The following is a 23,557-nucleotide window of genomic DNA, read 5'->3' as shown; positions in this document are numbered from 1 at the left end:
CGAAGCCAGGCTTCCGCAAAATCAGACAGAGAGGGAGCTTCGCGATCTACGGATCAATCGTCAAACTGTTCGGCGAGTATCCGTCGCGCATCCTCGAAGGTGATGATCTCGACTTCAGGGGACGCATTCCGCTTTGCGCGCCGTATCGCCGTCGCTCGGTCCTCCGCGGCGAACCGCTCAAATTTCTGTGCGCGTCGCTCTCGTCGCGCTTGCCATTCGCGCTGCGTTACAAGTCCCGAAAGTTTCAGAATGAGCGACCTCGGAGCGTCGGGCGGGAGATCATAGCCGAGCCGCTTCGCTTCCGCGGCTGCCCTCTCGCGCATCCTCGACGTGATCCACGCGCCGCCGCTCTTGCGGCCGCAGGAGAATTTTCCGCCCTCGGTTTTCTTTTGCTCAACCCATTTGCGGCGCCCTTCGACCATCGCTGCGATCGCGCGTTCGGCGCCCTCGTCCGTCTTCCAGCCGGTGGACAAGCCGCCGTGCATTCGACAGCGGCCGTTGGCCATAGCCCATTGCCGGCATCTGGGGGCGCGGGTCCGTTGAATGCCTTTCTTGTCGACGTAGACGATTTGCTTAATACGCGCGTCACACCTCTTGCGACGACCTCCGCGGATGCGCGGTCTTTTATTTTTTGACGGCGGACGACCAATACGACCCTTGCGTTTAGGAGCAGCGTCGAAAAGCGCAGCGAGGATCTCGGGTGTCGAGAGAGGCACAGGACAGTTCCACCGTCTTGGAATGTGGTATCATAATACCTCACGCGGTTGGCGAGAAAGAAGATTAGAAAAGGCGCGCTCCTCATCGTGTCGTCAAACTACCACTTTAACGCTTGTCCGGCATTTAGGCCAAAAACGCGGATTGCGGCTACTTTGGTCACTGACAAAACTGACAAAAGTGGCATTTAGTGGGAAAGTGAATACTTTCGTCAGTTTTGTCAGTTCCTCAGGTAGGCGCATTTTCAATTTTCGACGAGGGGTAGCTCATGCCATCCCCCGTGGATTAATCGAATAGGTTGTGCTTGGGCGACCCATTGACTGGATAATTCTCGGAGCGATCCAGCCGAAATCGGCGAGCAGATCGAGTCCCGCTTTAACTTGATCGGCACCTGCCAAGCCAGACCATTCCTTGCGCCGTATGTCTCGCGCCGTGAAGCCCTCACGCAGATCGCCCTTGCGGATGCGGGCGAGGATGACCTTCGCCGCCGCTGTCTCGGCTTCAATCCCCGCCCCATATGCGCGCCGCGCGTGAGTTTCGAGGTATTTAGAGAAGTGGAGGGCGCGAGACACGGCGCTTTGCGAAATTGGCCCTATCCCTCCATCGGACAAGTGATTGATAAGCGCCAGCGCCGGAACGAGCTTGCGGTACTTCGCCAAGTGACTCTCAAGGGCTGGCGACATGTCCGCGCTACGAAGCCGCTTCTCTAAATCGGCGCGCCAGTCTTTGAAGAGTCCTGATGCGCGATCGTCGAACCGCAGGAACGGGAGAGACTCAAACGTGTCCGCTTCGGCTTTGATCTTGTCCGCCGTCAAATCGCGAAGTCGACAGATAGCCTCCCACGCGCTGGTCCTGTGTTCAGTGTTCGCATAGCGATCGACCTCTCGCCACTCAGGACTTTGGTCCGGCCAAACGAGTAAGCCGAAACGCTGTATAAGGCCGTCGTCGCCCGCCCCTCCCGACATTGCTCGGCGCATGTATTCAGCGAGCCGGCCGGGCTGCGTGCCTCCAAGAAGCGAAAGACATGCCGCGTCGATGCGTGTTTTGCCACGCATGATCCTATCGAAAGTATAGCCACTGGTTCCATTCCATGCGGTCAGGAAGAATCCGCGCGCAGCAGCGTGTTCCTCTCTATCGAGGGTTTTCAGAAGCGACACCAGCTCGTCACGGAAGGCGAGCACACCGTTCGGATTATCGGCGAGGATTTCGCCGAGCGCCTCATACGACGTGTCGTTGACGACGTAGCGTCTGGCCTTGGGCTCTTGTGGTTTGAGGAGAGGCCCTGCGTCGTGCGGCCTATTCTTCGCCGCATCCTTGAGATTTTTGTAACTCTCGACGGCGCTTGCATATGCCCTCATCGCTGCCTCGTGCTCTTGGTTCGCCATCGCGTCCAACCGATGTATAAGTTTGAGCGCCTCTTGCATCGCCGGGCTTTTCAAAGTGCCCGGCCGTCCAACAATGCACCCCCATAGATTCGGGACCTCACACCAGTCATTTTCGCGCTGCGGCCGGATCGCTACTCTTCGACCGATGACAGCGCCGAGCGAGATGATCGCGGGAACCCCGACGAAATCTTGCGGGCACTGCATCCGTTCAGCGATGTCTGCGACCCAGTGGCCGATGCTTTCAGGCAGGAACGCAATATCGAACGTCGCGACGGGCGACAGCCCCTCGGGCAGAGCCATCGGCTCCGGCCACTCGACTTGTGGTGCGGGGCCGTGCGACGCGAAAACGGGCGCACTATGGTCACTGACAAAACTGACACAAGTATTCATTTGTGTGTCATCGGAGGGAAAGACGAAACCGGCGTCGATTGCCGCTTTGACAAGCGTCGCGACCGCAACGTGGCCCGGACGCTGCTCGGAGGCGAACGACTCCCATTGCGCGGGCGCGTTGGCGCGGGCGTTATCGTCTCCGTGTATGAGCGACCAGAGGTCGCAACCCGCCTTGTCGCCATAGGCTAACTTCAAGGCCATTCCACAATCAATCCATCCCACTTTGACGATGCGGCCGTCCCCGCCCTTTTCGACCCCTTTTCGTTCCGTGAAACAGTCTCGCGCATTCAAATGCAGAAGGATCGCGCGCATTGTCTCGACGGGCGGCGTCCGAGGGCTGATTGCTCCCGTTTGAACAGACGGCAACGTCGTCGCATCGCGAAGGTAAGCAGGCGGCGCGCCAAGAGTTTCAAGCAGATTTGTCGAACGGGGAGCCTTATCCCCGCCCGCCGCAAGCCCGTTTTGCGCTTCAATCAACCCTAAAGGGCTGAGCGCTTCTGCAATCTCGTCATGCAGCCTCCGCAAGTCGTCGGCGCTGACAAGGGGCAGTTCGCTCAACGCCACCGTTTCGGGCGAGCGGCCGTCAGCCCACAGATACGGCTCGCCACTCGGATGGATTGCGTAAGCTGCGAACTGCCGCCCGCTTGCGAGAAGTTCAATCTCGATCGCGGGCTTTCCATCGCGATAGAATTTCCACGCGGGGGAGTTTGAGATCGAGCCATCATTACGCAAGGCGAGGACGAAATTGGCGGCGCTCGTGCGCTCGCGCAACAGTCCTCCGCTAAGCAGCCGCTGCATCATGGGGGCCCCTTCGATCGCGCGCCGTGCGGCCCCTTGCTCCTCATCCGACAGCGTCGGCGCTTTAGCCTCTTTGGCCTTTTTGTTGAGGTCGAGGTCGAGCGCAAATGCACCTTCTTTGACGACCACTGACTGCCACGGGTGCCTCGCATCATCGGCGGGTATGGCGCTTCCACACAGCAAACCAACGTTTGGGTCGCGCGTTGCCCAGCGAAGCTCTCCCCTTGCAGCTTTAAGCGGCCAGGCTTTGATGATCGGGTTTTTTTCGCCGGGCTGAAGCGGCACGGGGAGGTAGCCGTTCGCACGCAATGTGCTCCACAGGCGCTCCCCCTCGTCGGGTGTCAACGGTTCCGTCCGATGCGGGCGGCAGAATAATGTCGTGACGGGCACGCTCGGCGTTGCGCCACGGGGAGAAAAGTCTTGTTTCGCAACGCCGAAACTCGGCGCAAACACGGACGCAAATTGATTTTCGTTCGTCGAAGGCGTATTCATTGTTCTGCCTGTAAGTTAGAATTTGACTTGAAGCCGCCGCGCGCCAACGCGGCGGTATTCTTTTGGGAAAGCGAATTAATGGCCGGGGTACAAGTCGACGTTCGCCGCGTCGATATTGTCGAGGTTCAAAGGTGGCTCGCGCAGCGAAATGCGTGTCCAGCCCCGCCGCGGCAGAAAACCTCCCGCGGTCCCAGCGAAACGTCGCGCCAGAAAAGAATCGTCGCTATCGGCAAAACGCCCCCAAGCACCCTCGACATCGTTTACGGTGACCACTTCGTCGGCTGCTTCCGCCGGATACCAAAAGTCGTTACGCGGAATATCTGGCGCGAACGCCAAGAAGATAGGCTTGCCAGCCTTCCATGCATGCCCAAGCTCGAAGACCGTTCCGGTGGGGTTAGGGCCATCTAAGTAAGCGAAGACCGCATCAGCACGTTCGAGACGCCGCTCGTTGATCTCAAACGCACGCACGCGGCGCCAGCGAACATCATCTGGGAGATCGACGGCGCCATCGCATTTATAGCCATTAGCGAAACCGCCGATGCCGTGACTTCCATCGCCACGAAAACAGCCATGGTCACACGAGATGGCGAACGGCCCGCTCATCACAACTTCCGGCGTAATGGTTTCGAGTTCTAACTCGCTGTCGTAGAAGGCCTCTGTATCGCTAACCGAGCGATAGCGCGGGGCTATCTTGCACCGCCAGCCGTTCTTCGTGATCTTGCCTGCGAGATAAACTCGGAATGGTCGGTTCATTGGTCGCCCTCCCCACTTGCTTCGCTCGTCGAACGCAGCGTGGGAAGCTCTTGCAACCAATTCTCGACATCGCTCATGCGATAGCGCACGAGCCGTCCGACTCGAACAAAGGGGATTCCGCGCCCGTAAAGGCGATCTTTTTGGAGGGTGGGTCGAGCGCGCTTCGTAATCCGCGCGACTTCGCGGTCGTCGATGAGTTGGTCAGCAGTTGGCATTGAGGAGGCTCCTCTTGCTTTAGGAGTCTCCTAATAATCTCTCCTTTCCGGGGAGAGAAAAATATAGCCCGCACTTTTTGGGTCAAAAATCTGCGGGATAATTACTCGGGATAGGCTCTAAGGGAATCCTGGCTCGCTATGGCGTCGTCGAGATAACCGCGCGCGCGGTCGAATTTGCGACCTCTCACTTCGGCGTTTTCTATTTCGGGAAACAACCAGAGCGCCAACTGTGTGCGCTCTCCGTCGAGGTTGTAGCCCATGAGGCGCAGGTCAAAGAGCGCGAGAATTCGATGGTCAGTCCAAGCCGAAAAACGGCTACGGCGCGGGCGCTGCGCGCGCCGTCCATCGATGACAGCCTTTAGCGAACGTATAAGCACGTCGTCGTGCACGTTCACGTCTATCTCGACGACTAGCCGATCGTTGCAGTTCGCGATTCTTAAATCCTTTGCGTCTCTGACCACTGCGACCGGCTCGGTTCGATACATGAACCGATCTATATCCGTCGGGTCTTCGTAGGGCGCGAGCCCTTGTTCTTTCCAACCCCGTAATTCTTCGTCGCTGTAACGTTGGGCGATAACCTCCCGACGGAGCCGGGCGGCTATTTCTTTATACCAGCCATAGGCATTTAACCCTTGCATAAGTTCATCATAGTGCTCGAAGCCGTTGGGCGTCGCCGCCACCGTCTCTATTGCCGGTCGGCCGCGCCGCGCACCGTCATCGCCGACAAACGGTATGACTTTGCGTTTCATCGGCCGCCTTCCTGTCGCTTCGGCATAGGTAAAATCTTTGCTCCCCGGCCACCGTCCATTGCCGCAGCGATCGTCGTGCCGATGGCGTCTGCCGCACGGCGAAGTGGGTCCGCGTCGAGATGCGCGTATCGTTGTGTCGTAGTCGCCTGTGTGTGACCGAGAAGCTTTCCAATGATCGGCAGGCCGAGCGAAGCACCAGCGCCGAAACTGGCGAAGCTATGACGAAGATCGTGAAGTCGGACACCCTCAAGGCCGGCGGCTCTTGTCACTGCCGCCCATGGCTTTTTTAGATCGGCGCGCGGCGCGCCGTCCTTGGCTCCCGCGATAATATGCGGGTTACCTTTGATACGTGGTAGAGCGGCCAGCACGACTTGCGCCGCGGCAGATAAGTAAATCGGCTTCTTGCCCGTCTTGGAGTCGGGCAGGAAAATGACGCCCCGCTCCAAATCGACTTGCTCCCACTTCGCATCGAGAATTTCACGAAGGCGCGCGCCAGTGAGGATCAAGAGCCGAATGGCGGCGACGGCAAAGGGATCAAGCTTCACGCGGCGATTATCCGCTTTGGGCGCGTGCTTCGCCTTTGCCTTAGTTTCATCGATGGTATACGCGAGGCCGATCGTCTCTGCCTCGGCCAGCGCCGCGCCAAGGCGCGCCAGTTCGTCGCTCGTTAGATAGCGCTCACGCCCCTGCTCACGATAGCGCTCAATTTTGGCGGCCGGGTTAGGGTGCGTCTCGGGCAACAGCTCCCTGTTCGACGCCCACGAAAACAGTTTCGAGACGACAGCCAGAAACCTGTTCGCCGCAAACGGAGCGTTCGAAAGGCGGGTGTGCAAAAGAGCGACTTGGCCTCGGGTCAGCGCATCGGCTTTTAGTGAGCCGTGCGCCACGCGCAGGCGTTCGAGAGCGACTTTATGCGCTTCCGCCGTAGCTGATTTGCATTTCGTCTCGACGTGTTCGGTCATGAACGCGTCAATCAATTTTGAGACTGTCGCCGCGGCCCGCCTCGCGCTTCTGGCGGCTTGAGGGTCGCCACCGTTTCTGATGACCACCAGCGCCTCCGCCGCCCTCCTACGCGCTTGCTCAGCAGTGACCGGCCCGTAAGTTCCGAGCGAATAGCGCTTCTTGTGGATGGATCGACTGGCGGCCTCTCCAGCTTCGCGAGGGCGGTATTCGAGAATGAAGCCTTTATGGCCAGAAGGCATGACGCGCACGCCGAAGCCGGGTAAGTCACGGCCTCCGTCAAAGACAGTGAAAGGCTTCTCGCGGGGTTGAAGAGCGTCCAGCGTCCGCTTGGTCAAAGGGATCGTCGCCATGTCGTGTCGCCACCGTTGTCGCCACCAGAAAAGAATATACGGGCGACTCTCGGAAACAAGATACTATTCAAATTCTATAAAAACAACGAATATGGTGACTTAAGGAAATAGCAGGAGAGTAGAAGAAAGTATGACCGTAGCATTCGTAATGATGGGGTCGGGGGTTCGAATCCCTCTTGCGCACCAGTAAAGTCAATAGGTTAGGAAGTGGCGCAGACGCCGCCATTTTGACCCATTTTTTTCGAACATAAGGCCGTCGCGATCGGCAGCTGCGCAAAGTCGCGCTCAAGTTCCGCAGCCTGAATGCCACTTCGTATCCTGCATACCGGCCTCTGAGTGGGAAACGAGTCGAGGACCGTCCAAGAGAGGGAATCGAAAATGTTTACAGCGCGCCGATCTGCTGCGTCGCTGGCTATCGCCGGCGCCTTTTTCGCCCTCTTCTTTCCGCTATCCCAGGCCCAGGCCCAAGTTTTCTCCGCCTGTGAAGATTCCGCTGAGGTCGCCGTTCTGCCCTCGCCGGCCGCGCCTTGGACGGGCGCGCCTTTGCGCGTCCTTGTCGCCGCGGAGAAGCCGCTCCAAGGCGAGCTGTCGCTGATTTCGCCCGATGGCAGGGTGGCGGCCAGATCGCACGGACAGCGTGGCGGACCGCCTTATGTCTGGTTCGCCGAGGTCGCGTCGCCAGCCCCCGGCGCATGGCGCGCCACGCTCGACACCGGTTCATTCGCCTGCGGCGCGATCACAAAGGAAATCGACGTAAGCGCGCGCAAGCAATCCGCGTCGCAGGCCACGGAAGGCGGCGTCTGGCGCGTGCACAACACATGGAACCGCGCGACGGAGAATTTGTATTCGGCGTGGGTCGCCAAGCTTTTTGATGCGCCACTCGAAGCGGAACAGTCGTGGAAGACGTGGCATGAAGTGCTGCGCAATCCGTCGCGCAATGTGTTGTTCAATTATCTCGGAACGAACGAAGACGGCCTCACCCTGTCGCTGAAGCCCGACTGCGCCGATTTCGTCTACTTTCTGCGCGCCTATTTCGCCTACAAGATGGGGCTGCCTTTCGCCTATTCGAATTGCTCGCGCGGGGCCGGCGGCGCGCCGCCGCGATGCAATGAGCGCTTCGATGTTCTGCATCCCGAGCTGACCCGACCAGCGCCGCCACCCGAACAAGCCGTAGCGTCCGCCGCCGCTGGGCCGGCCGCGACCCCGGCGGCGGCGCCTACGAATCTCTTGCAGCAACTGTTTTCACAGCCGCAGCAGGTCCAGCCTGGGGCGCCGGCTCCGACGGCCGCGCCCGCGAAACCGCCTGCCCCGAAGCGGCCGGCTGGCGTTGCCGGATATTTCCGGGCTGTGGGCGACGTCGTTCATTCCGGTTCGGTGCGCGCATCGGCAAACAGCGATAAGGGCGATTTCTATACCATCCCGCTGACGCAGGAGACTCTGCGTCCCGGAACCGCCTACGCCGATCCGTACGGGCACGTCATGATGCTCGTGCAACGCGTCCCGCAGACGCCGGACGCGGCGGGCGTGTTTCTTGCCGTCGACGCCGAACCTGATGGCACCGTCACCCGCAAGCGGTTCTGGCGCGGCAATTTCCTGTTCGCCAACGAACCTACGCTCGGCAGCCCCGGCTTCAAGCGTTTCCGGCCGATCATGCGCGAAAACGGCGCGTTGCATGCGCTCACCAATGCGGAAATCGCCAAAAATCCGGATTATGGCGATTTCTCGCTGGAGCAATCGCAACTCAGCATGGAGGAATTCTACGACCGCATGGATCAGGTCATGTCGCCTGAGCCGCTCGATCCGACGCGGGCGATGATGGCCGCCATTACTGCGCTTGAAGAACAGGTGAAGACGCGCGCGGTTGCGGTCGAAAACGGTCGAAAGTTCCAGAACGGCGGGCGCGGCGAGGCATCGATGCCTGACGGTCCGGCGATCTTCGCGACCTCCGGCGCGTGGGAGGACTTCTCGACGCCGGCGCGCGATCTCCGCCTACTGATTGCGATCGATGTGGTGCGCGGATTCCCCGATCGCGTCGCGCGGCGCAGCGAGCGCTACGCGCTACCATTTGGCGGCAGTCCGGCGGGCGTGCAGACGCAATTGCAAAGCGCGCTTGCGAGCGAACTCGCGGCACGCACGTTTTCCTATACGCGCAGCGACGGCTCCGCCTGGACGCTCTCACTCAAAGACGTCATGGACCGCGCGGCGGACCTTGAAATGGGCTACAATCCCAACGACTGCGTCGAAATGCGCTGGGGGGCGTCGGACGGGAGCGCCGAGGCGGCGACGTGCGGCCGGCGGGCGCCAGCCGCGCAGCGCGCGAAAATGACGGACTATCGCAACTGGTTCCGCGAACGCCGCTGGCCGCACGCGTAGCGGAAAGAGGTTCGCCCTGGCCCCGTAGCTTATGTCGATCTTCGCCCCGAAGCGGTCGGAACCTCGGGTCTGGCGCGATGACGCTCTGCCGCCATCGTGCAAAGCAGCTCAATCTTTATCCGAGAGTTTTGCATTAATATCATTGAGAGGGCTTTCGAGCACATAGATCTCCGCGCCCCTTTCTATGAACTCAGCGCTCTTTTCAGCCATGCCCTGCTCACGCGTGGCGATTTGCGCCGCCTCCTCGCGCAGATCGCGGGTGATCTGCATCGAGCAGAATTTCGGTCCGCACATCGAGCAGAAATGCGCGACCTTATGCGCATCCTTCGGTAGCGTCTCATCGTGGAATTCACGCGCCGTGTCGGGATCGAGTCCGATCTCGAACTGATCGTCCCAGCGGAAGTCGAAACGCGCTCGGCTCATGGCGTCGTCGCGCTCACGCGCCGCGGGATGCCCCTTGGCGAGATCAGCGGCATGAGCGGCGATGCGATAGGTGATGACGCCGGTCTTGACGTCGTCGCGATCCGGCAAACCAAGATGCTCTTTAGGCGTTACGTAACACAGCATAGACGTGCCGAACCACCCGATCATCGCGGCGCCAATGCCTGACGTGATGTGATCGTAACCCGGCGCGATGTCGGTGACGAGCGGTCCAAGCGTGTAGAACGGCGCCTCGCCGCAGGCCTGAAGCTGCTTCTCCATATTGGCTTTGATCTTGTGCATCGGCACATGGCCAGGGCCTTCGATCATCGTCTGACAGCCCTTGTCCCACGCGATCTTTGTCAGCTCGCCAAGCGTCTCCAACTCCGCGAATTGCGCCGCGTCATTGGCGTCGGCGTTTGAGCCTGGACGCAATCCGTCGCCGAGCGAGAAGGAGACGTCATATTTGCGCATGATGTCGCAAATCTCGTCGAAGCGCTCATAGAGGAAGCTCTCCTTGTGCTTGGAGAGACACCAGCGCGCCAAGATCGAGCCGCCGCGCGAGACGATGCCGGTGACGCGGTTGGCGGTGAGCGGCACATAAGCGAGGCGCACGCCGGCGTGAATGGTGAAATAATCCACCCCCTGCTCCGCCTGTTCGATCAACGTATCCTTGAAGACCTCCCAATCGAGTTTCAGCGCGTCGCCGCCGACCTTCTCCAAAGCCTGATAGATCGGCACTGTGCCGATCGGGACCGGCGCGTTGCGAATGATCCAATCGCGGATGTTGTGAATGTTGCGGCCGGTCGAAAGATCCATCACCGTATCGGCGCCCCAGCGGATCGCCCACACCATTTTCTCGACTTCTTCCGCGACCGACGAAGTGACGGCGCTATTGCCGATGTTGGCGTTGACCTTCACGAGGAAATTTCGGCCGATGACGACCGGCTCGAGCTCCGGGTGATTGACGTTCGCAGGGATGATGGCGCGGCCGCGAGCGACCTCTTCGCGCACGAATTCCGGCGTGACGAATTCGGGAATGGCGGCGCTGAAGCTCTCGCCGTCAGCGATGCGTTCTTTCGCGACATCGAGCGCGCGTTCGCGACAGAGGTTCTCACGATGCGCAACATAGATCATTTCTTCGGTCACGATGCCGGCGCGGGCGAATTGGAGCTGAGTCACGGGCTGCGCGCCGGCGGCGTGATATAGCTTGCGCTCGGCCGGACACGGGGGCACGAGACGCTCGCCTTCGGCGAAACCATTGTCCTCGGGCTTAATCGCGCGGCCTCGGTAAGGTTCGAGACCGGGACGCGAAGCGAGCCAGGGACGCGCAGCGGGTAGCCCCGCCGAAAGGTCGGGCGTAAAGGACATGCAGGTATAGGGGCCTGAAGGATCGTAGACCCGAAGCGGAAGCTCGCCTGAAGAGGGATGCAGCGGGATTTCGCGATAAGGCACGCGAATGTCGTCGCGCCCCTTCGGCGATGAATAGATTTTGCGCGACTTGCCGATCGGCCCGGTGGTGACGCTCGCCGGCATGCGCTTGTCGTGGACGTTCATGATCGCGCTCCTTCATCACGCTTCGTCAAGTGAAGCGGACGCGAGTCAGGAAGACGAAGGAGGGATGCGCTGTGATTGCGTCGACGTTTCCGCGTCGTTCGCTCTTTCGCTGGCCTTCCCTACGCCGGCATGACCCGGATCAGGTTCGACGGGTGCTTCTCAGCCGCGCTTGCGGCGCCCCTCGCCATTGTGGAAAAATTACCGCGTTCACACTCGTGTCGCAAGTTCGCGTGGCGATACCGGCAAATAGCGGCCACGACGAGCCTAGACATATGCGAAACCTAAATTTCCAGGGTCTGACGTCTGAGGAAGCGGCCAGACGTCTTGCCGAGTTCGGGCCGAACGAGCAGCCAAAGCCGCCCCCGCCGGGCATATTCGCGATCACGCTGCGCACGCTGAAAGAACCGATGTTCTTTCTGCTCGCCGCAGCCGCGCTGCTTTATCTTTTCGTCGGCGATCTTGGCGAAGGGCTGTTCATGGTCGTCGGCGCCGGCGCGTCGATCACCCTGGTCATTCTGCAGGAGCTGCGGACCGAGCGCGCGCTTCAAGCGCTCAATCGACTCGCGCAGCCGACCTCAACCTGTCTGCGTGATGGCGTGCAGCGGCGCATCCCTGCCCGCGATCTTGTTCCCGGCGACATTATTTTCGTCGGCGAAGGAGAGCGTGCGCCGGCTGACGCGTTGCTGATCGACGGCGACGCGCTGGTCGTCGACGAGTCTCTTCTCACCGGCGAGTCAGCCCCCGTGACAAAGACTCTCGCGAGTGAGGAAAACTCGGAGGAATTTCTCGATCCGGGCGGCGAACACACGCCGTTTCTTTTTGCGGGAACCATGATCGCGCGTGGATCGGGACTGGCGGAGGTCGTCCGCACCGGCGCGCGCACCGCGATGGGCAATCTCGGCGCGTCGCTTGCAGCGATCGAGAGCGAGCCAAGTCCTCTGCAGCAAAGGACCGGCAGGCTGGTCGCAACGCTCGGCGTCTTTGCTCTCATTTTTTGCGTGTTGGTGTTCCTTGCCTATTGGCTCGTGCATGGTGACTGGTTCGAGGGCGCCCTCGCCGGCATCACGCTCGCCATCGGCCTTTTGCCCGAAGAATTTCCGATGGTGCTGGCGATTTTTCTCGCGCTCGGCGCCTATCGGCTGGCGCACCGCAACGTGCTCGTGCGTCGTTCTTCAGTGACTGAAACGCTGGGTTCAACGTCGATACTTTGCGTCGATAAGACGGGAACGCTCACGCAAAACCGCATGCGCGTGGCCTTCGCTGTCGCCGATGGCGAAACGACGATCGATGCGCCGCATCATGAGGATTTGACGCGCATGCTGATCCGCGCCGCCTTGCGCGCCTCATCGGTCAACCCCGTCGATCCCATGGATCGCGCTGTTCACGCCTTCGCAGCCGACGCCGGCGTGGCGCCGGAAGCCGCGCCCATTCGCAGCTTCCCGATCCGCCCCGACCTCCTCGCCTTCATTCAATGCTGGGGCGACGAGTCAGGGGAGAGCTACGCTGCGAAAGGCGCGCCGGAAGCGATCTTTAAGCTTGCGCGAGTCTCTGACGAAGACCGCACACGCCTTCAGCTTCAAATCGAGGATCTGGCGCATCGCGGCCTGCGCGTGCTTGGCGTGGCGACGACGCCGCCGCTGCCGCGTTTGCCGCCGCCGGAAGCGGCGTTATTCGACTTCGTCGGATTGCTCGCCTTTGAGGATCCGCTGCGCGAAGACGTCCCCGCCGCCGTCGCGGCGGCCCAGCGCGCGGGAGTCGCCGTCGCGATGATCACCGGAGACTACCCTGCGACGGCGCTCGCGATCGCGCGCCAAGCAGGCCTTGATTCCGCCACCGGCGTGATCACCGGCGCGGAGATCGCTGCAACGCCGCAGGAACTGCTGCCCGAAAAAATCCGCAACGTACGGGTCTTCGCCCGAGTGACGCCGACAAGCAAGCTTGCGCTCGTCGAAGCCTTCAAAGCCGACGGCCATATCGTCGCCATGACTGGCGATGGCGTCAACGATGGGCCGGCGCTCGCGGCAGCGCATATCGGCATCGCCATGGGCCAGCGCGGCTCGGATGTCGCCCGCGAAGCCGCGCATATTGTTTTGCTCGACGACAGCTTCACGTCGATCGTCGCCGGCGTGGCGCTGGGCCGGCGCATCTTCGCCAATCTCCGCCGCGCGCTCACCTATGTGACCGCAATTCACATTCCGATCGCCGGCGTCGCCCTGACGCCAATCCTGATGGGCCTGCCGCCTCTACTGCTGCCGGCGCATGTGGTGCTGATGGAGCTGATTATCGACCCGACGTGCGCGCTTGTTTTCGAATCGCAGCCCAATGAGGCGGACGCCATGCTCAAACCGCCGCACAGGCGCGATGAGCCGCTTTTTGGCCAACGCGAACTTTGGCTCGGTTTCGCGCAGGGGTTCGTCGTCTTCCTTGCCGTGATGTCGGTCTATGTCATCGACAACGGGCTGGGCGCCCCCGAGCCGCAGGCGCGCGGTCTCGCATTCGCGACACTTGTCGTCAGCAATCTCATCCTCGCGCTTTCAGATGCGCTTCCGCGCGGCGCTTCGCTGTTTTCGCGCGACAATCTGGCGTTCTGGCTCGTCGCCGGCGCGGCCAGCGCGATGGTGGCGGCGAGCCTTTACGCGCCTCTGGTGTCAGAACTTCTTCGCTTCGAGCCGCCCAGTTGGCCAAAACTCGTACCGGCTCTAACGCTCGCCGCGATAGCGGGAAGCTGGTACGGAGTTTGGCGCCGGCTACTCTATCCGACGCCGCCTGGGCGGCGCGGGGACGCCGCGCTGACCGCCGACTTACGTTAGGATACGCAATCAGACTCCGACGACTAAAGCGTTTGTGTTGCAAAGACGTTACAGAGGGAAGAAATCTGTGAATGCGCAGGGGAATTTAGCCCTCAAGGCGGGAGGGTCTGTTAATCTGTAAAGCTGTGTGACAGGCGAACGCTCGCCAGCGCGGGGGTTTAGAGACGATTCGCCTCGGGACTCGCCGCTGATGAAAAAATTGATTTCCCGCAGCCTCCTCTTCGCGCTGACGACGGGCACAGCGCTCGCGCCATCCCTCTCCTTAGGCGCCGACGGCTATTTCCTCACCGGTTTCGGTCCGCGTCAAAGAGCCTTAGGCGGCGCTGGCGTCGCGGATTCGCGAGACGCAATGGCCATGTCGATCAATCCGGCTGGCATTGTCGGACTCGAACGGATGTTTCAGGCAGGCCTCGCCGCGACCATGCCCGAGCGCGGGTATTCGACCATAGGACAACCGGTGGTCCTGGCGCCTGGCGATGTGAGGAGCGGTCGACCCATCTTTCCGGTGCCAAACGCCGGCTATGTCCAGCCGATCGACGCCGAGTCCGCATGGGGCGTCGCCACTTACGCCAACGGCGGACTCAACACTTCTTATGACTTCGGGCATTTCAAGCCACCGAACAAAGCCGGCCCGGGAGGCGTGATCACTGTCACTCCGTCGCTTGGCGGCGTCCTCGGCGGCGGCGCGGCGGGGCTCGATCTTCAACAATCCTTTATTAGCGCCACCTACGCCAGAAAATTCGGTCCGATCACTGTGGGCTTCTCACCCACTTTGGCGATACAGATGTTCAACGCGCAAGGGCTGAAAATTCTCTCCCCCTACTCCTCCAACATGTTCAACTTCACCGACATGGCCTACGATTGGTCGGTCGGGGGCGGCTTCCGCGTGGGCTTAGTGTGGCGCGCGACGAATGAACTGCGGTTTGGCCTCGCCGGCGCGACGCCCATGTTCATGTCGAGTTTTCAGAAATACAGAGGACTTATCGCGGATCAGGGCAGTTTCGACATTCCGGCGAACCTGGTCGCGGGCGTGGCCTATGATGTGCTGCCCAACCTTACGCTAATGGCCGACTGGAGACACATCTTCTACTCGGCGACCACGGCCGGGTACTCGAGCTTTCCCATCTGGTACGGGTCATTCGGCTCATTCGGCGGGAGCGGCTTTGATTGGCATGACACCGACTCCGCTTCCTTCGGCGCAGAATGGCGCGCCACGCAAAGCCTGATCTTGCGTGCGGGCTACCACTACTCAACCATACCGGTGAGAGAGCGCGCCGCCACGTTTGCGGCGCTGGCGCCCGCTGTCGCCGCTCACTCCGTCACCGGCGGCTTCGGCTATCAGCTGACGAAGAATTCATCGATCGATTTCGCGGCCATTTACGACTTCAAAAATTCGGTCAGCTACTTCGAAGACGTTCCCTTTGTCGGTCAGGCGTTCTTTCCTCCAATTCCACTGAATGTCCTTCCTCACTACAACACGAACGCCGTAATCACCGCCTGGGGACGCGCCACCCAGTTCACCATCGGTTACAACTACAAGTGGGATGCTGGCGACAATTCCTGGATTCCAAGCCATTTCTGAAACATAGCGCTCCCTGACGGCCGGCGACGATCGGCCCGCCTGGCGCGCCTCCTAAAACTGGAGGCGCGTCTTTTTTGTGCGATCCGCCTCAGCCGACGACGATCTTTGGCGCCGCGCGTTGCTTTTGCGTTTCAAGCAGCGTCTTCACTTTCGCCGCGAGATTGAGATAGACGGCGGCTTGGGGACTGTCGGGTTCAGCAGCAACCACGGGGCGGCCGGCATCCGAAGTTTCACGAATTTTGATGTCGAGCGGCGCTTCGCCAAGAAAAGGCACGCCCATCTGTTCGGCGTCGTGGCGCGCGCCGCCATGCGCGAAGATTTCCGAGCGCCCGCCGCAATGCGGGCACAGGAAGTAGCTCATATTTTCAACGACGCCGAGGATCGGCGCCTCGACTTTCTGGAACATGGCGACGGCGCGGCGCGCGTCGATCAACGCCAAATCCTGGGGGGTCGAGACAATCACCGCGCCGGAAAGCGGGACCTGTTGCGCAATCGTCAGCTGAACGTCGCCGGTTCCCGGCGGCATGTCGATGACGAGCGCGTCGAGCTCTCCCCAGACGACTTCGCCGAGCATTTGCGAAATCGCCTGGGACACCATCGGACCGCGCCAGACCATCGGAATATTTTCGTCGACGAGAAAACCCATCGACATGATCTTCAAGCCATGGGCTGCGAGCGGCACGAGCTTGCCGCCTTCGACTTTCGGCTTATCGGTAAGCGCAAAAAGCCGCGGCATCGAGGGGCCATAGACGTCGGCGTCGAGGAGGCCGACGCGCCACCCCTGAGCCGCGAGGCCAAGCGCGAGATTGGCTGACGTCGTCGATTTGCCGACGCCCCCCTTGCCAGAGGCGACGGCGATGATGAAGCGGATTTTCTCGAGCGCCGGGATGCCGGCTTTGTGCTGAGGCGGCGCGCCATGCGCGTGCGCCTGCGCCTGGCCTCGTGGAGGCGAAGCTTCGGCGCCCGGCGCCCGCTCGGCGGTCAAAGTCACGACCGCTTGGTCGATGCCCGGCGCAGCTTTGATGGCGCGCTCGGCCGCCACCCGCGCCGCTTCCCAGGCCTGCGACTGGCCTGGATCGCCCGCGAGAGAAACGAAGGCTTTCCCGCCTGACAGATTGATTCCGGACACGGCGTGCACGAGCGGCGTCCCGCCGGGTCCGTAGAGCCCTTCCAGAGCCTTCAAAATGTCAGCTTCCGTCGCCACGCGCCCGCTCCTTGCCTCTTTAGAGCTGTTCCAGGCAAGGCATATGCCGCGATCAGAGCCCCTCGTCCATCGGGGCGCCGCAACAATCACGCGCCCGCTGCACAGGCGGGCACGGAACGTCGCCATAGGAGCAGAAGACGCAGCAGTCGCCGATTTTTGGCGTAAGCCGCGCGCCGCATCCCGCGCAGAGATGCACGACGACGCAGGCGTTCTCCGGCATCTCGAGCGTTTCCGCGTGAGCGCAGTGGGGGCATGTCAAGGTCGACTGCAGCTGCAGGCCGTCCTCTTTCTGCGCCCGCCCAGAATTTAAGTTTAGCGGCATCAGGCGGTCGTTCCCACCACGCAGAACCCATTGCCGAACGGGTCGCTGCAAAATGCTATGGGCGGATGCTCGCCGCCGTCGAATTTCTGCTCACATTTCGCTCCAGCGTTCAACGCCGTTGTCAAAAAGGCTTCAAAATCGTCGACGTGAAAGTCGATATGAACTGGCGTCCAGTGTCGCTCATACCGACGAACCTCGTCAGTTCCCTTGGCCGGTTTGCTTCCAGCTGATTTCTCGATCAATCCAATTTCGGCGTTTCCACATTTGAGAAGGGCATATGTCGGCACAGGTCGAGCGATCTCGGCAAGTCCCAAGGCGTCGCGATAAAATCGCAAGCCGTCTTCAAGCAGCGGAACGTCGATCGAAACTGAGTATTTCATGCTCATGCCCTGTTAGCCCGGCGCTCAGCAATCACTCAGAACAATTTCGAATTGGGCTCTCAGACGAACATCGTCGCCGGATGTTCTATGACATGTTTGAACTCAGCCAAAAGCTCGGCGCCGAGCGCGCCGTCGACGGCGCGGTGATCGCAGGAAAGCGTGACGCTCATCATTGTCGCGACAACCGGCGCGCCGTTCTTCACGATCATACGCGGCTCGCCCTGCCCGACCGCAAGGATCGTCGATTGCGGCGGATTGATCACCGCCGTGAAGTCTTTGATCCCATACATGCCGAGATTGGACACGGCCGACACGCCGCCTTCATATTCATGCGGCTTCAGCTTGCGCGCCTTAGCGCGGCCGGCAAGCTCCTTGATCTCATCGGAAATCTCGCGGACGGATTTCGCCTCAGCATTGCGGATGATCGGCGTCACGAGGCCGCCGGGGATCGAGACAGCGACGCCGATATCCGAGGATTTGTGGCGCAGCAGCGCGTCGGGCGTAAAGGTGACATTCGCCTCGGGCTTGCGCTGAAGCGCGAGGGCGAGCGCCTTGACCACGTAGTCGTTGACGGACGTCTTCCAGGTCGGCTTGCCGTCAGAACCAAGCGGCGCGGCGGAATTATAATCCTCGCGCAGTCGCAGCAACGCGTCGATCTCGCAGTCGACGTTGAGATAGAAATGCGGAATGGTCTGGATGGCTTCCGTCAGCCGCCGCGCGATCGCCTTGCGCACATTGTCGTGCGGGATTTCCTCGTAAGAGCCGGCTTCGAAGAATTTGCGCGTGACGTCGGCGGATGGAGCTACGGCAAGCGGCGCCGCCTTCGATGGGACGCCGCGCGTGAGCGCCGTTTTCACGTCGCGCTCGACGATCCGCCCATGCGGGCCTGTGCCCTGTAGCGACGAAAGATCTAGGCCGCCCTCCCGCGCCAGTCGTCGCGCGAGCGGCGAAGCGAAGATGCGTGGCGCGCCGGTGTCGGGCGTGACGAGTGCCATCGTCAGGACCTGTAAAGGACGGCTTTCGCCGCCGTGACGACTTCCGCCGCGCTCGGCAGCGCGAGCTTTTCAAGATTGGCGGCGTAAGGCATCGGCGTGTCCTTGCCGGTGACGCGCAGCACCGGCGCGTCGAGATAGTCGAAGGCCTCCTGCTGAACGCGCATCGCGATCTCGGCGCAAACACCGCTCTGCGGCCAGCCTTCTTCAATCGCGACGCAGCGGCCGGTCTTTTTCACCGAGTCGATGATCGTCGCCGTATCCATCGGCCGCAGCGTGCGCAGATCGATCACCTCGGCTTCGATTCCTTCCTTGGCGAGTTCTTCCGCGGCGTGCAGCGCATAGGTCATGCCGATGGAAAACGAGACGAGCGTGACGTCCTTGCCGGGCCGGGCGATGCGCGCCTTGCCGATCGGCAAGACAAAATCCTCGAGCGCCGGCACTTCCGAAGTCTTGCCGTAGAGAATCTCATTCTCGAGAAAGACGACCGGATTGTCGTTGCGGATCGCGGCCTTCAGCAGGCCTTTCGCGTCGCTGGCGTTTGACGGCGAAATCACGATCAGTCCCGGCACCTGCGAATACCAGGCGGAATAATCCTGGCTGTGCTGCGCGGCGACGCGCGCCGCCGCGCCGTTCGGTCCGCGGAAAACGATCGGACAGCGTATTTGTCCGCCCGACATGTAAAGAGTCTTCGCCGCCGAATTGACGATGTGATCGATGGCCTGCATCGAAAAATTGAACGTCATGAATTCGACGATCGGCCGCAATCCCGCGAAAGCGGCGCCGACGCCGACGCCCGCGAAGCCATATTCGGTGATGGGCGTATCGACGACGCGCTTGGAGCCGAATTCCTGCAGAAGACCCTGCGTCACCTTATAGGCGCCCTGATATTCGGCCACCTCTTCTCCGATCACAAAGACTGTCGGGTCGCGCCGCATCTCCTCCGCCATGGCGTCGCGCAAGGCTTCGCGCATGGTCATCGAGACCATCGCCGTCCCTGGAGGAATCTCTGGGGCGATCGTGGGCGAAGGCTGTTCGGCGACGCTCGTCGGCTTGGGGGCTGGCGCCGCCGCCTCCACCGCAGCTTTTGTCTGCGCCTTATTGGCTTCTCCGGGTTGCTCTTGAGGCGCTGTCTGGCCGGGCGCAGGCGCCGGCGCTTCGGCCTGTTTCTCCGCTTTGTCTTCCTCGCCAGTTCGATTAATTGGCGCGTGGTCCGCCGTGTCTGCTACCGACTCGCCCTCCTCGGCGATCACGGCAATCGGCGTGTTGACCGCGACGTTCTCCGTGCCGCCGGGAACGAGGATGCGCGCCAGCACGCCTTCGTCGACGGCCTCGACTTCCATCGTGGCTTTGTCGGTTTCGATTTCCGCGATGACGTCGCCAGCCTTAACTGCGTCGCCTTCGCTCTTGAGCCATTTGGCCAGCTTGCCCTGCTCCATCGTGGGCGACAGCGCAGGCATGAGGACGTTGACGGTCATTGAATCAATTCCTCACGCCAGAACGTCCGTCCACAATTCGCTCGGATCCGGCTCCTTATCCGCCATTGCGAAATCGGCTGCTTCTGAGACGGTTTTACGGACATTGGCGTCAATTTTTTTAAGTTCGTCCTCGCTCACGCCACTGGCGATCAGCCGCGCGCGGACCTGCTCGATCGGATCGTGCTCCTCGCGCATCTTCTGCACTTCTTCCTTGGAGCGATATTTCGCGGGATCGGACATCGAGTGGCCGCGATAGCGATAGGTCTGCGCCTCTATGAGATAGGGACCATTGCCCTTGCGACACCAATCGATCGCCTCATCCGCCGTGGCCTTGACGATGCGCACATCCATGCCGTCGATCTGCTTGCCTGGGATGGCGAAAGCGTCGCCCCGTTTTGAGAAGTCGATCTGCGCCGAGGCGCGGGAAATCTCCGTGCCCATCGCATAACGGTTGTTCTCGACGATGAAGACCACCGGCAGTTTCCACAGCGCCGCCATATTGAAGGCCTCGTAAACCTGGCCTTGATTGGAGGCGCCTTCGCCGAAAAAGGTGAGCGAGACGCGGCCATCGCCGCGGTAGGCGTTGGCGAAGGCGACGCCGGCGCCAATCGGCGCAGGCGCGCCGACGATGCCATGTCCGCCGTAGAAATTCTTCTCGCGCGAGAACATGTGCATCGATCCGCCCTTGCCCTTGGAATAGCCGTGACGCTTTCCGGCAAGCTCCGCCATGACGCCTTTCGGGTCCATGCCCGAGGCGAGCATATGTCCGTGATCGCGGTAGCTGGTCGTGAACTGGTCTCCGTCTTGCGCCGCCATTTTTACGCCGACGACAACGGCTTCCTGACCGATATAGAGGTGGCAAAATCCGCCGACGACGCCCATGCCGTAAAGTTGTCCGGCCTTTTCCTCAAAGCGCCGGATGAGCAGCATCTCGCGAAAGGCGGTGAGGTCTTGCTCGCGGGTGAAGGGCGGAACGGTTGGCGCGTTCGTGGCGCCGCCGCTTTTCTCGACCATTTTCACCGCTCCCGTCGCTAAGCTTTGCCGTGCAGGATAATCGAAGACGCCGCCAAACACGAGCGTCTTACCTGCCGTTCAATTTGGGAAGCGCGCTAGTGCGTGTCGAGCTGCGACTGGAGTTCCTCTGCGAAGGCCGTGATTCTTTTGGCGTTCGCGCCAAAGTCATGGCGTCCGTAACGTGACGCTGAGCGCAAATCGATGCGGGTCTGGCCGGGCAGCGGCTTGAAGCGGACGGTAATGTCGTCGTCGAATCCCATGACCAGCGTTTTATCGATGAAGTCGATATGCCCGTCGCCGCTGCGTCCGCCCGGCGGCCGCTTGTCGACAAGCGTCCAGCCGCGGGCGTTGGCCGTTTTCAGCACCAGCGCGAAAGCTTCGTCGGTATCCAGATCGACGACAATCGGCTCGACGTCCGGATAGGCTGGCCGCTGCGCCTCGCGCGAACGGGCCGGCAACCCCGGCGGCTGAAAGCCGTTCCGGGCCTCAAAGGCGGCTTTTGAGAAGGAGAACTGGGGCGGATTGGCGATGTCGGTCGAAATGTCGGACAGCACCGGCAGACGAACCGCCTCAAAAGCGAGATAGGCCGGGTAGCCAAGAGTCAGGGCCGCCAGCAAAAACGCCGCCGCCGCGGCGCCGGCCCCGCGCCGACCTTCCCGCCAAATCACGTTGGAGGCGGCGAAAAACAGCAGCAGCGCAATGAGCGCCAGGGCCATAGAGCCGCCAAGCGAAGCTAACGCTGAAGGCGGATCGATGGCGCCAAGTCGCCCCAAAAGAATCGCCAAAATCGCCACAGTTGCGGCGAATATCGCGAAGCGTCGGCTCCAGAGCGCGACTTTCGACCAGGGCTCGGGCGGAAGCTGACGTCGCATTGGCAAGAAACTCGCGTTATCCCGCCTGACGGCGGCTAGGCGCATTCTTCGCAAATTTAGGGCGAATGCAACGCCCTCGCAAATTGGAAAAAAAATCGGGCGGAAGCCGCCCCCGCCTCTATTTCTTAGCGGCTCGTTAACTTGCTCAGGACAATCCTAGCCATCGCCATTGAGTCACCTTCTAGCGTCGAGCGAATCCATGTCGGACAAGTATTCCGTCGAGTTCAACGAGCCCCAGTCCAGCGGCCATCCCCATGACCTTCTCGCACGTCTTTACCGCGAGATCGGAATCTCCGCCGTCGCAGCGGCGCTGGAAGTGGAGCAGTTCGCTCAGCACGAGGGAGCGTCGATCGAACGTCTCGACGAGCGCCGCCTGCCTGCGGTGCTATTGGGCGAAGAACTCGCCGCCTGAGCGCTCATACCGGCGCGGCAGCCCTTATAGGCGGTCTATCGGCGCCTTCGCTGAGAACGCTTCCTCGCCACGGCCAATAGCTATATGCTTGGGCAGGAGGACAAAGCCATGCGCAAGGCTGTCGCCCTGTTCCTGCTCATCGCCGTCGCTTCGGTCGGTTTAACAACCGCCGCCGCGGATGTGCGTGTGCGCGGCTCCCGCGCCCGAGTTCATCGCGTCGCGCCGCCGCCATATTATGATGACGGCTATTTCTCCAACTATGTGACCGGTCCGACGGGCGCGCCGACGCCGGTCATGCAAGTGCCGGGCTCGACCAGCGTCATCACGCGGAAAATGATGGACGACTTCCAGTCGCGCGACCTCTGCGGCGCGCTGCGGCTAGCGCCCGGCGTTACGGGCGGAGGCTGTTAGAGGTCGCCGTCGTTCGCTTACGGCGGCTTTCTTAAAGCCGTTAAGTCGACTTGCGTCAGCCGAAGAGTTCAGGCCGGCGAAGCTGCAGGGCCTGAACTAGCGCGAGCGTTTTCATGTCAACGAGGCCGCCAGCGGCCATGAGCGCCGCGAGTTCCCTGAGTCCTATCTCGACGACTTTGACTTCTTCCTCGTCATGCGCGACGCCGCCGCCGTCGGCGACGCGGTCCTCGGCGCGGTACTCAGCGAGGTAAAGCGCCATGCGCTCGGTCGAGACGCCCGGCGTCGACCAGGCGGTCGCGACATGCTCGAGCGCGGCGAGCCGCAAGCCGCCCTCCTCAAGCGCTTCGCGTCTCGCCGTGTCAGTGGGGTCATCCTCGCCGTCGACGAGACCCGCAATCGCTTCGAGCGTATGCGTTGCGCCGGCGGCGACTAACGCCGCGGCGCGCAGCTGCTCGACAAGCAGCGCCGTCCTGCGCAGGGGATCATAGGGCAGCACCGCGGCCGCGCGGCCATGGTCCTCGACGTCGCGCAACAAGGTTCTACCGTCCGGCATGCGGATGGTCGCGATCGACATGGTCGCCCAGCGCTTATGCGTGCGTTCGAGCTTCACGACGGAAGGCTTCATCGCAGGTCAATCCTATGACGTCCTAAGCGTTTCACATGCAATCGGATCAGATCCAAAAGCAAAGGGGCAAGAGCGCGGCTCCTGCCCCTTCTATATTTTCAACTTCCTTTAGCGCCGATCACTCGATGATGCTGGCGACGACGCCGGCGCCGACGGTTCTTCCGCCTTCGCGGATGGCGAAGCGCAGCTTCTCCTCCATGGCGATCGGCACGATCAGCACCACGTCCATCGTCACATTGTCGCCCGGCATCACCATCTCGACGCCGTCGGGAAGCGTGACGATCCCCGTCACATCC

At 61.4% G+C, this 23,557-nt stretch carries 20 protein-coding genes, 1 pseudogene and 1 riboswitch; of the genes and pseudogenes, 5 read left to right on the top strand and 16 right to left on the bottom strand.

The window, feature by feature from the left end; genetic code table 11:
- Window positions 1–53: 53 nt before the first annotated feature.
- The 6 genes from FEV16_RS17060 to FEV16_RS13565 form a co-directional block, all read right to left on the bottom strand.
- A complete protein-coding gene (locus tag FEV16_RS17060; protein WP_281404859.1) occupies window positions 54–716 on the bottom strand; it encodes an HGGxSTG domain-containing protein in 663 nt (220 codons plus the stop codon).
- 264 nt (window positions 717–980) lie between these two features.
- Window positions 981–3,416: a YfjI family protein gene (locus tag FEV16_RS13585; RefSeq protein WP_348639990.1), complete on the bottom strand. Its 2,436-nt coding sequence runs from the start codon at window positions 3,414–3,416 to the stop codon at window positions 981–983.
- A gap of 438 nt (window positions 3,417–3,854) precedes the next feature.
- Window positions 3,855–4,532 (bottom strand): hypothetical protein, encoded by a 678-nt coding sequence (locus tag FEV16_RS13580; RefSeq protein ID WP_138168171.1) that lies wholly within the window; start codon window positions 4,530–4,532, stop codon window positions 3,855–3,857.
- Window positions 4,529–4,747 (bottom strand): helix-turn-helix domain-containing protein, encoded by a 219-nt coding sequence (locus FEV16_RS13575; RefSeq protein WP_210234891.1) that lies wholly within the window; start codon window positions 4,745–4,747, stop codon window positions 4,529–4,531. The genes FEV16_RS13580 and FEV16_RS13575 overlap by 4 nt, the downstream gene beginning before the upstream one ends.
- Window positions 4,748–4,848: 101 nt before the next feature.
- Window positions 4,849–5,496, bottom strand: coding sequence for a hypothetical protein (locus FEV16_RS13570; protein ID WP_138168170.1), 648 nt, complete (start codon window positions 5,494–5,496; stop codon window positions 4,849–4,851).
- On the bottom strand, window positions 5,493–6,809 hold the full coding sequence (locus tag FEV16_RS13565; RefSeq protein ID WP_138168169.1) for a site-specific integrase: 1,317 nt from the start codon (window positions 6,807–6,809) through the stop codon (window positions 5,493–5,495). The genes FEV16_RS13570 and FEV16_RS13565 overlap by 4 nt, the downstream gene beginning before the upstream one ends.
- A gap of 378 nt (window positions 6,810–7,187) precedes the next feature.
- Here FEV16_RS13565 and FEV16_RS13560 point away from each other — a divergent pair, with 378 nt between their 5' ends.
- A complete protein-coding gene (locus FEV16_RS13560; protein ID WP_138168168.1) occupies window positions 7,188–9,182 on the top strand; it encodes a hypothetical protein in 1,995 nt (664 codons plus the stop codon).
- A 108-nt stretch (window positions 9,183–9,290) separates the two neighbouring features.
- Here the strand turns inward: FEV16_RS13560 and thiC are convergent, their stop codons facing one another.
- Window positions 9,291–11,159, bottom strand: a complete 1,869-nt coding sequence (gene thiC / locus FEV16_RS13555; protein WP_138168167.1) for a phosphomethylpyrimidine synthase ThiC — start codon at window positions 11,157–11,159, stop codon at window positions 9,291–9,293.
- A gap of 98 nt (window positions 11,160–11,257) precedes the next feature.
- Window positions 11,258–11,351: riboswitch (TPP riboswitch) on the bottom strand.
- Window positions 11,352–11,431: 80 nt separating this feature from the next.
- Between thiC and FEV16_RS13550 the strand changes: the two genes are divergently transcribed.
- Entirely contained in the window at window positions 11,432–13,969 is a 2,538-nt protein-coding gene (locus FEV16_RS13550) for a cation-translocating P-type ATPase (RefSeq protein WP_138168166.1), read from the top strand.
- Window positions 13,970–14,159: 190 nt separating this feature from the next.
- The gene (locus FEV16_RS13545) at window positions 14,160–15,551 is read left to right on the top strand and encodes an outer membrane protein transport protein (protein ID WP_138168165.1); all 1,392 of its coding nucleotides are present in this window, start codon (window positions 14,160–14,162) and stop codon (window positions 15,549–15,551) included.
- Window positions 15,552–15,639: 88 nt separating this feature from the next.
- On the opposite strand, the gene FEV16_RS13540 is transcribed toward FEV16_RS13545, so the two are convergent.
- From FEV16_RS13540 to FEV16_RS13510, 7 genes are all read right to left on the bottom strand, one after another.
- The gene (locus FEV16_RS13540; RefSeq protein WP_138168164.1) at window positions 15,640–16,755 is read right to left on the bottom strand and encodes an Mrp/NBP35 family ATP-binding protein; all 1,116 of its coding nucleotides are present in this window, start codon (window positions 16,753–16,755) and stop codon (window positions 15,640–15,642) included.
- Window positions 16,756–16,807: 52 nt separating this feature from the next.
- Window positions 16,808–17,032 (bottom strand): GDCCVxC domain-containing (seleno)protein, encoded by a 225-nt coding sequence (locus FEV16_RS13535; protein ID WP_138168254.1) that lies wholly within the window; start codon window positions 17,030–17,032, stop codon window positions 16,808–16,810.
- Between the two features lie 44 nt (window positions 17,033–17,076).
- Window positions 17,077–17,463: a VOC family protein gene (locus FEV16_RS13530; RefSeq protein WP_246657334.1), complete on the bottom strand. Its 387-nt coding sequence runs from the start codon at window positions 17,461–17,463 to the stop codon at window positions 17,077–17,079.
- A 53-nt stretch (window positions 17,464–17,516) separates the two neighbouring features.
- Complete coding sequence (locus tag FEV16_RS13525) at window positions 17,517–18,452, bottom strand: 2-oxo acid dehydrogenase subunit E2 (protein WP_138168162.1); 936 nt, start codon at window positions 18,450–18,452, stop codon at window positions 17,517–17,519.
- Window positions 18,453–18,454: 2 nt separating this feature from the next.
- The gene (locus FEV16_RS13520; RefSeq protein WP_138168161.1) at window positions 18,455–19,927 is read right to left on the bottom strand and encodes a pyruvate dehydrogenase complex E1 component subunit beta; all 1,473 of its coding nucleotides are present in this window, start codon (window positions 19,925–19,927) and stop codon (window positions 18,455–18,457) included.
- A 12-nt stretch (window positions 19,928–19,939) separates the two neighbouring features.
- Window positions 19,940–20,941, bottom strand: coding sequence for a pyruvate dehydrogenase (acetyl-transferring) E1 component subunit alpha (pdhA, locus tag FEV16_RS13515; protein WP_138168160.1), 1,002 nt, complete (start codon window positions 20,939–20,941; stop codon window positions 19,940–19,942).
- Window positions 20,942–21,036: 95 nt separating this feature from the next.
- Window positions 21,037–21,813 carry a DUF1499 domain-containing protein gene (locus FEV16_RS13510; RefSeq protein WP_138168159.1) on the bottom strand — a complete coding sequence of 259 codons (777 nt, stop codon included), beginning with the start codon at window positions 21,811–21,813 and terminating at the stop codon, window positions 21,037–21,039.
- Between the two features lie 199 nt (window positions 21,814–22,012).
- On the opposite strand from FEV16_RS13510, the gene FEV16_RS13505 reads away from it, so the two are divergent.
- Window positions 22,013–22,225: a hypothetical protein gene (locus FEV16_RS13505; RefSeq protein ID WP_138168158.1), complete on the top strand. Its 213-nt coding sequence runs from the start codon at window positions 22,013–22,015 to the stop codon at window positions 22,223–22,225.
- Window positions 22,226–22,333: 108 nt separating this feature from the next.
- On the top strand, window positions 22,334–22,636 hold the full coding sequence (locus FEV16_RS13500) for a TonB-dependent receptor (protein ID WP_138168157.1): 303 nt from the start codon (window positions 22,334–22,336) through the stop codon (window positions 22,634–22,636).
- A 55-nt stretch (window positions 22,637–22,691) separates the two neighbouring features.
- Here FEV16_RS13500 and FEV16_RS13495 read toward each other — a convergent pair whose 3' ends face one another.
- A complete protein-coding gene (locus tag FEV16_RS13495; RefSeq protein WP_138168156.1) occupies window positions 22,692–23,261 on the bottom strand; it encodes an NUDIX domain-containing protein in 570 nt (189 codons plus the stop codon).
- Between the two features lie 118 nt (window positions 23,262–23,379).
- Window positions 23,380–23,557: pseudogene (tuf, locus tag FEV16_RS13490) on the bottom strand (elongation factor Tu); the annotation flags it as partial.

The sequence above is a fragment of the Methylocystis sp. B8 genome, assembly GCF_005771425.1.
Taxonomy (GTDB): Bacteria; Pseudomonadota; Alphaproteobacteria; order Rhizobiales; family Beijerinckiaceae; genus Methylocystis.
This window is presented reverse-complemented; position numbering and strand designations above follow the sequence as displayed.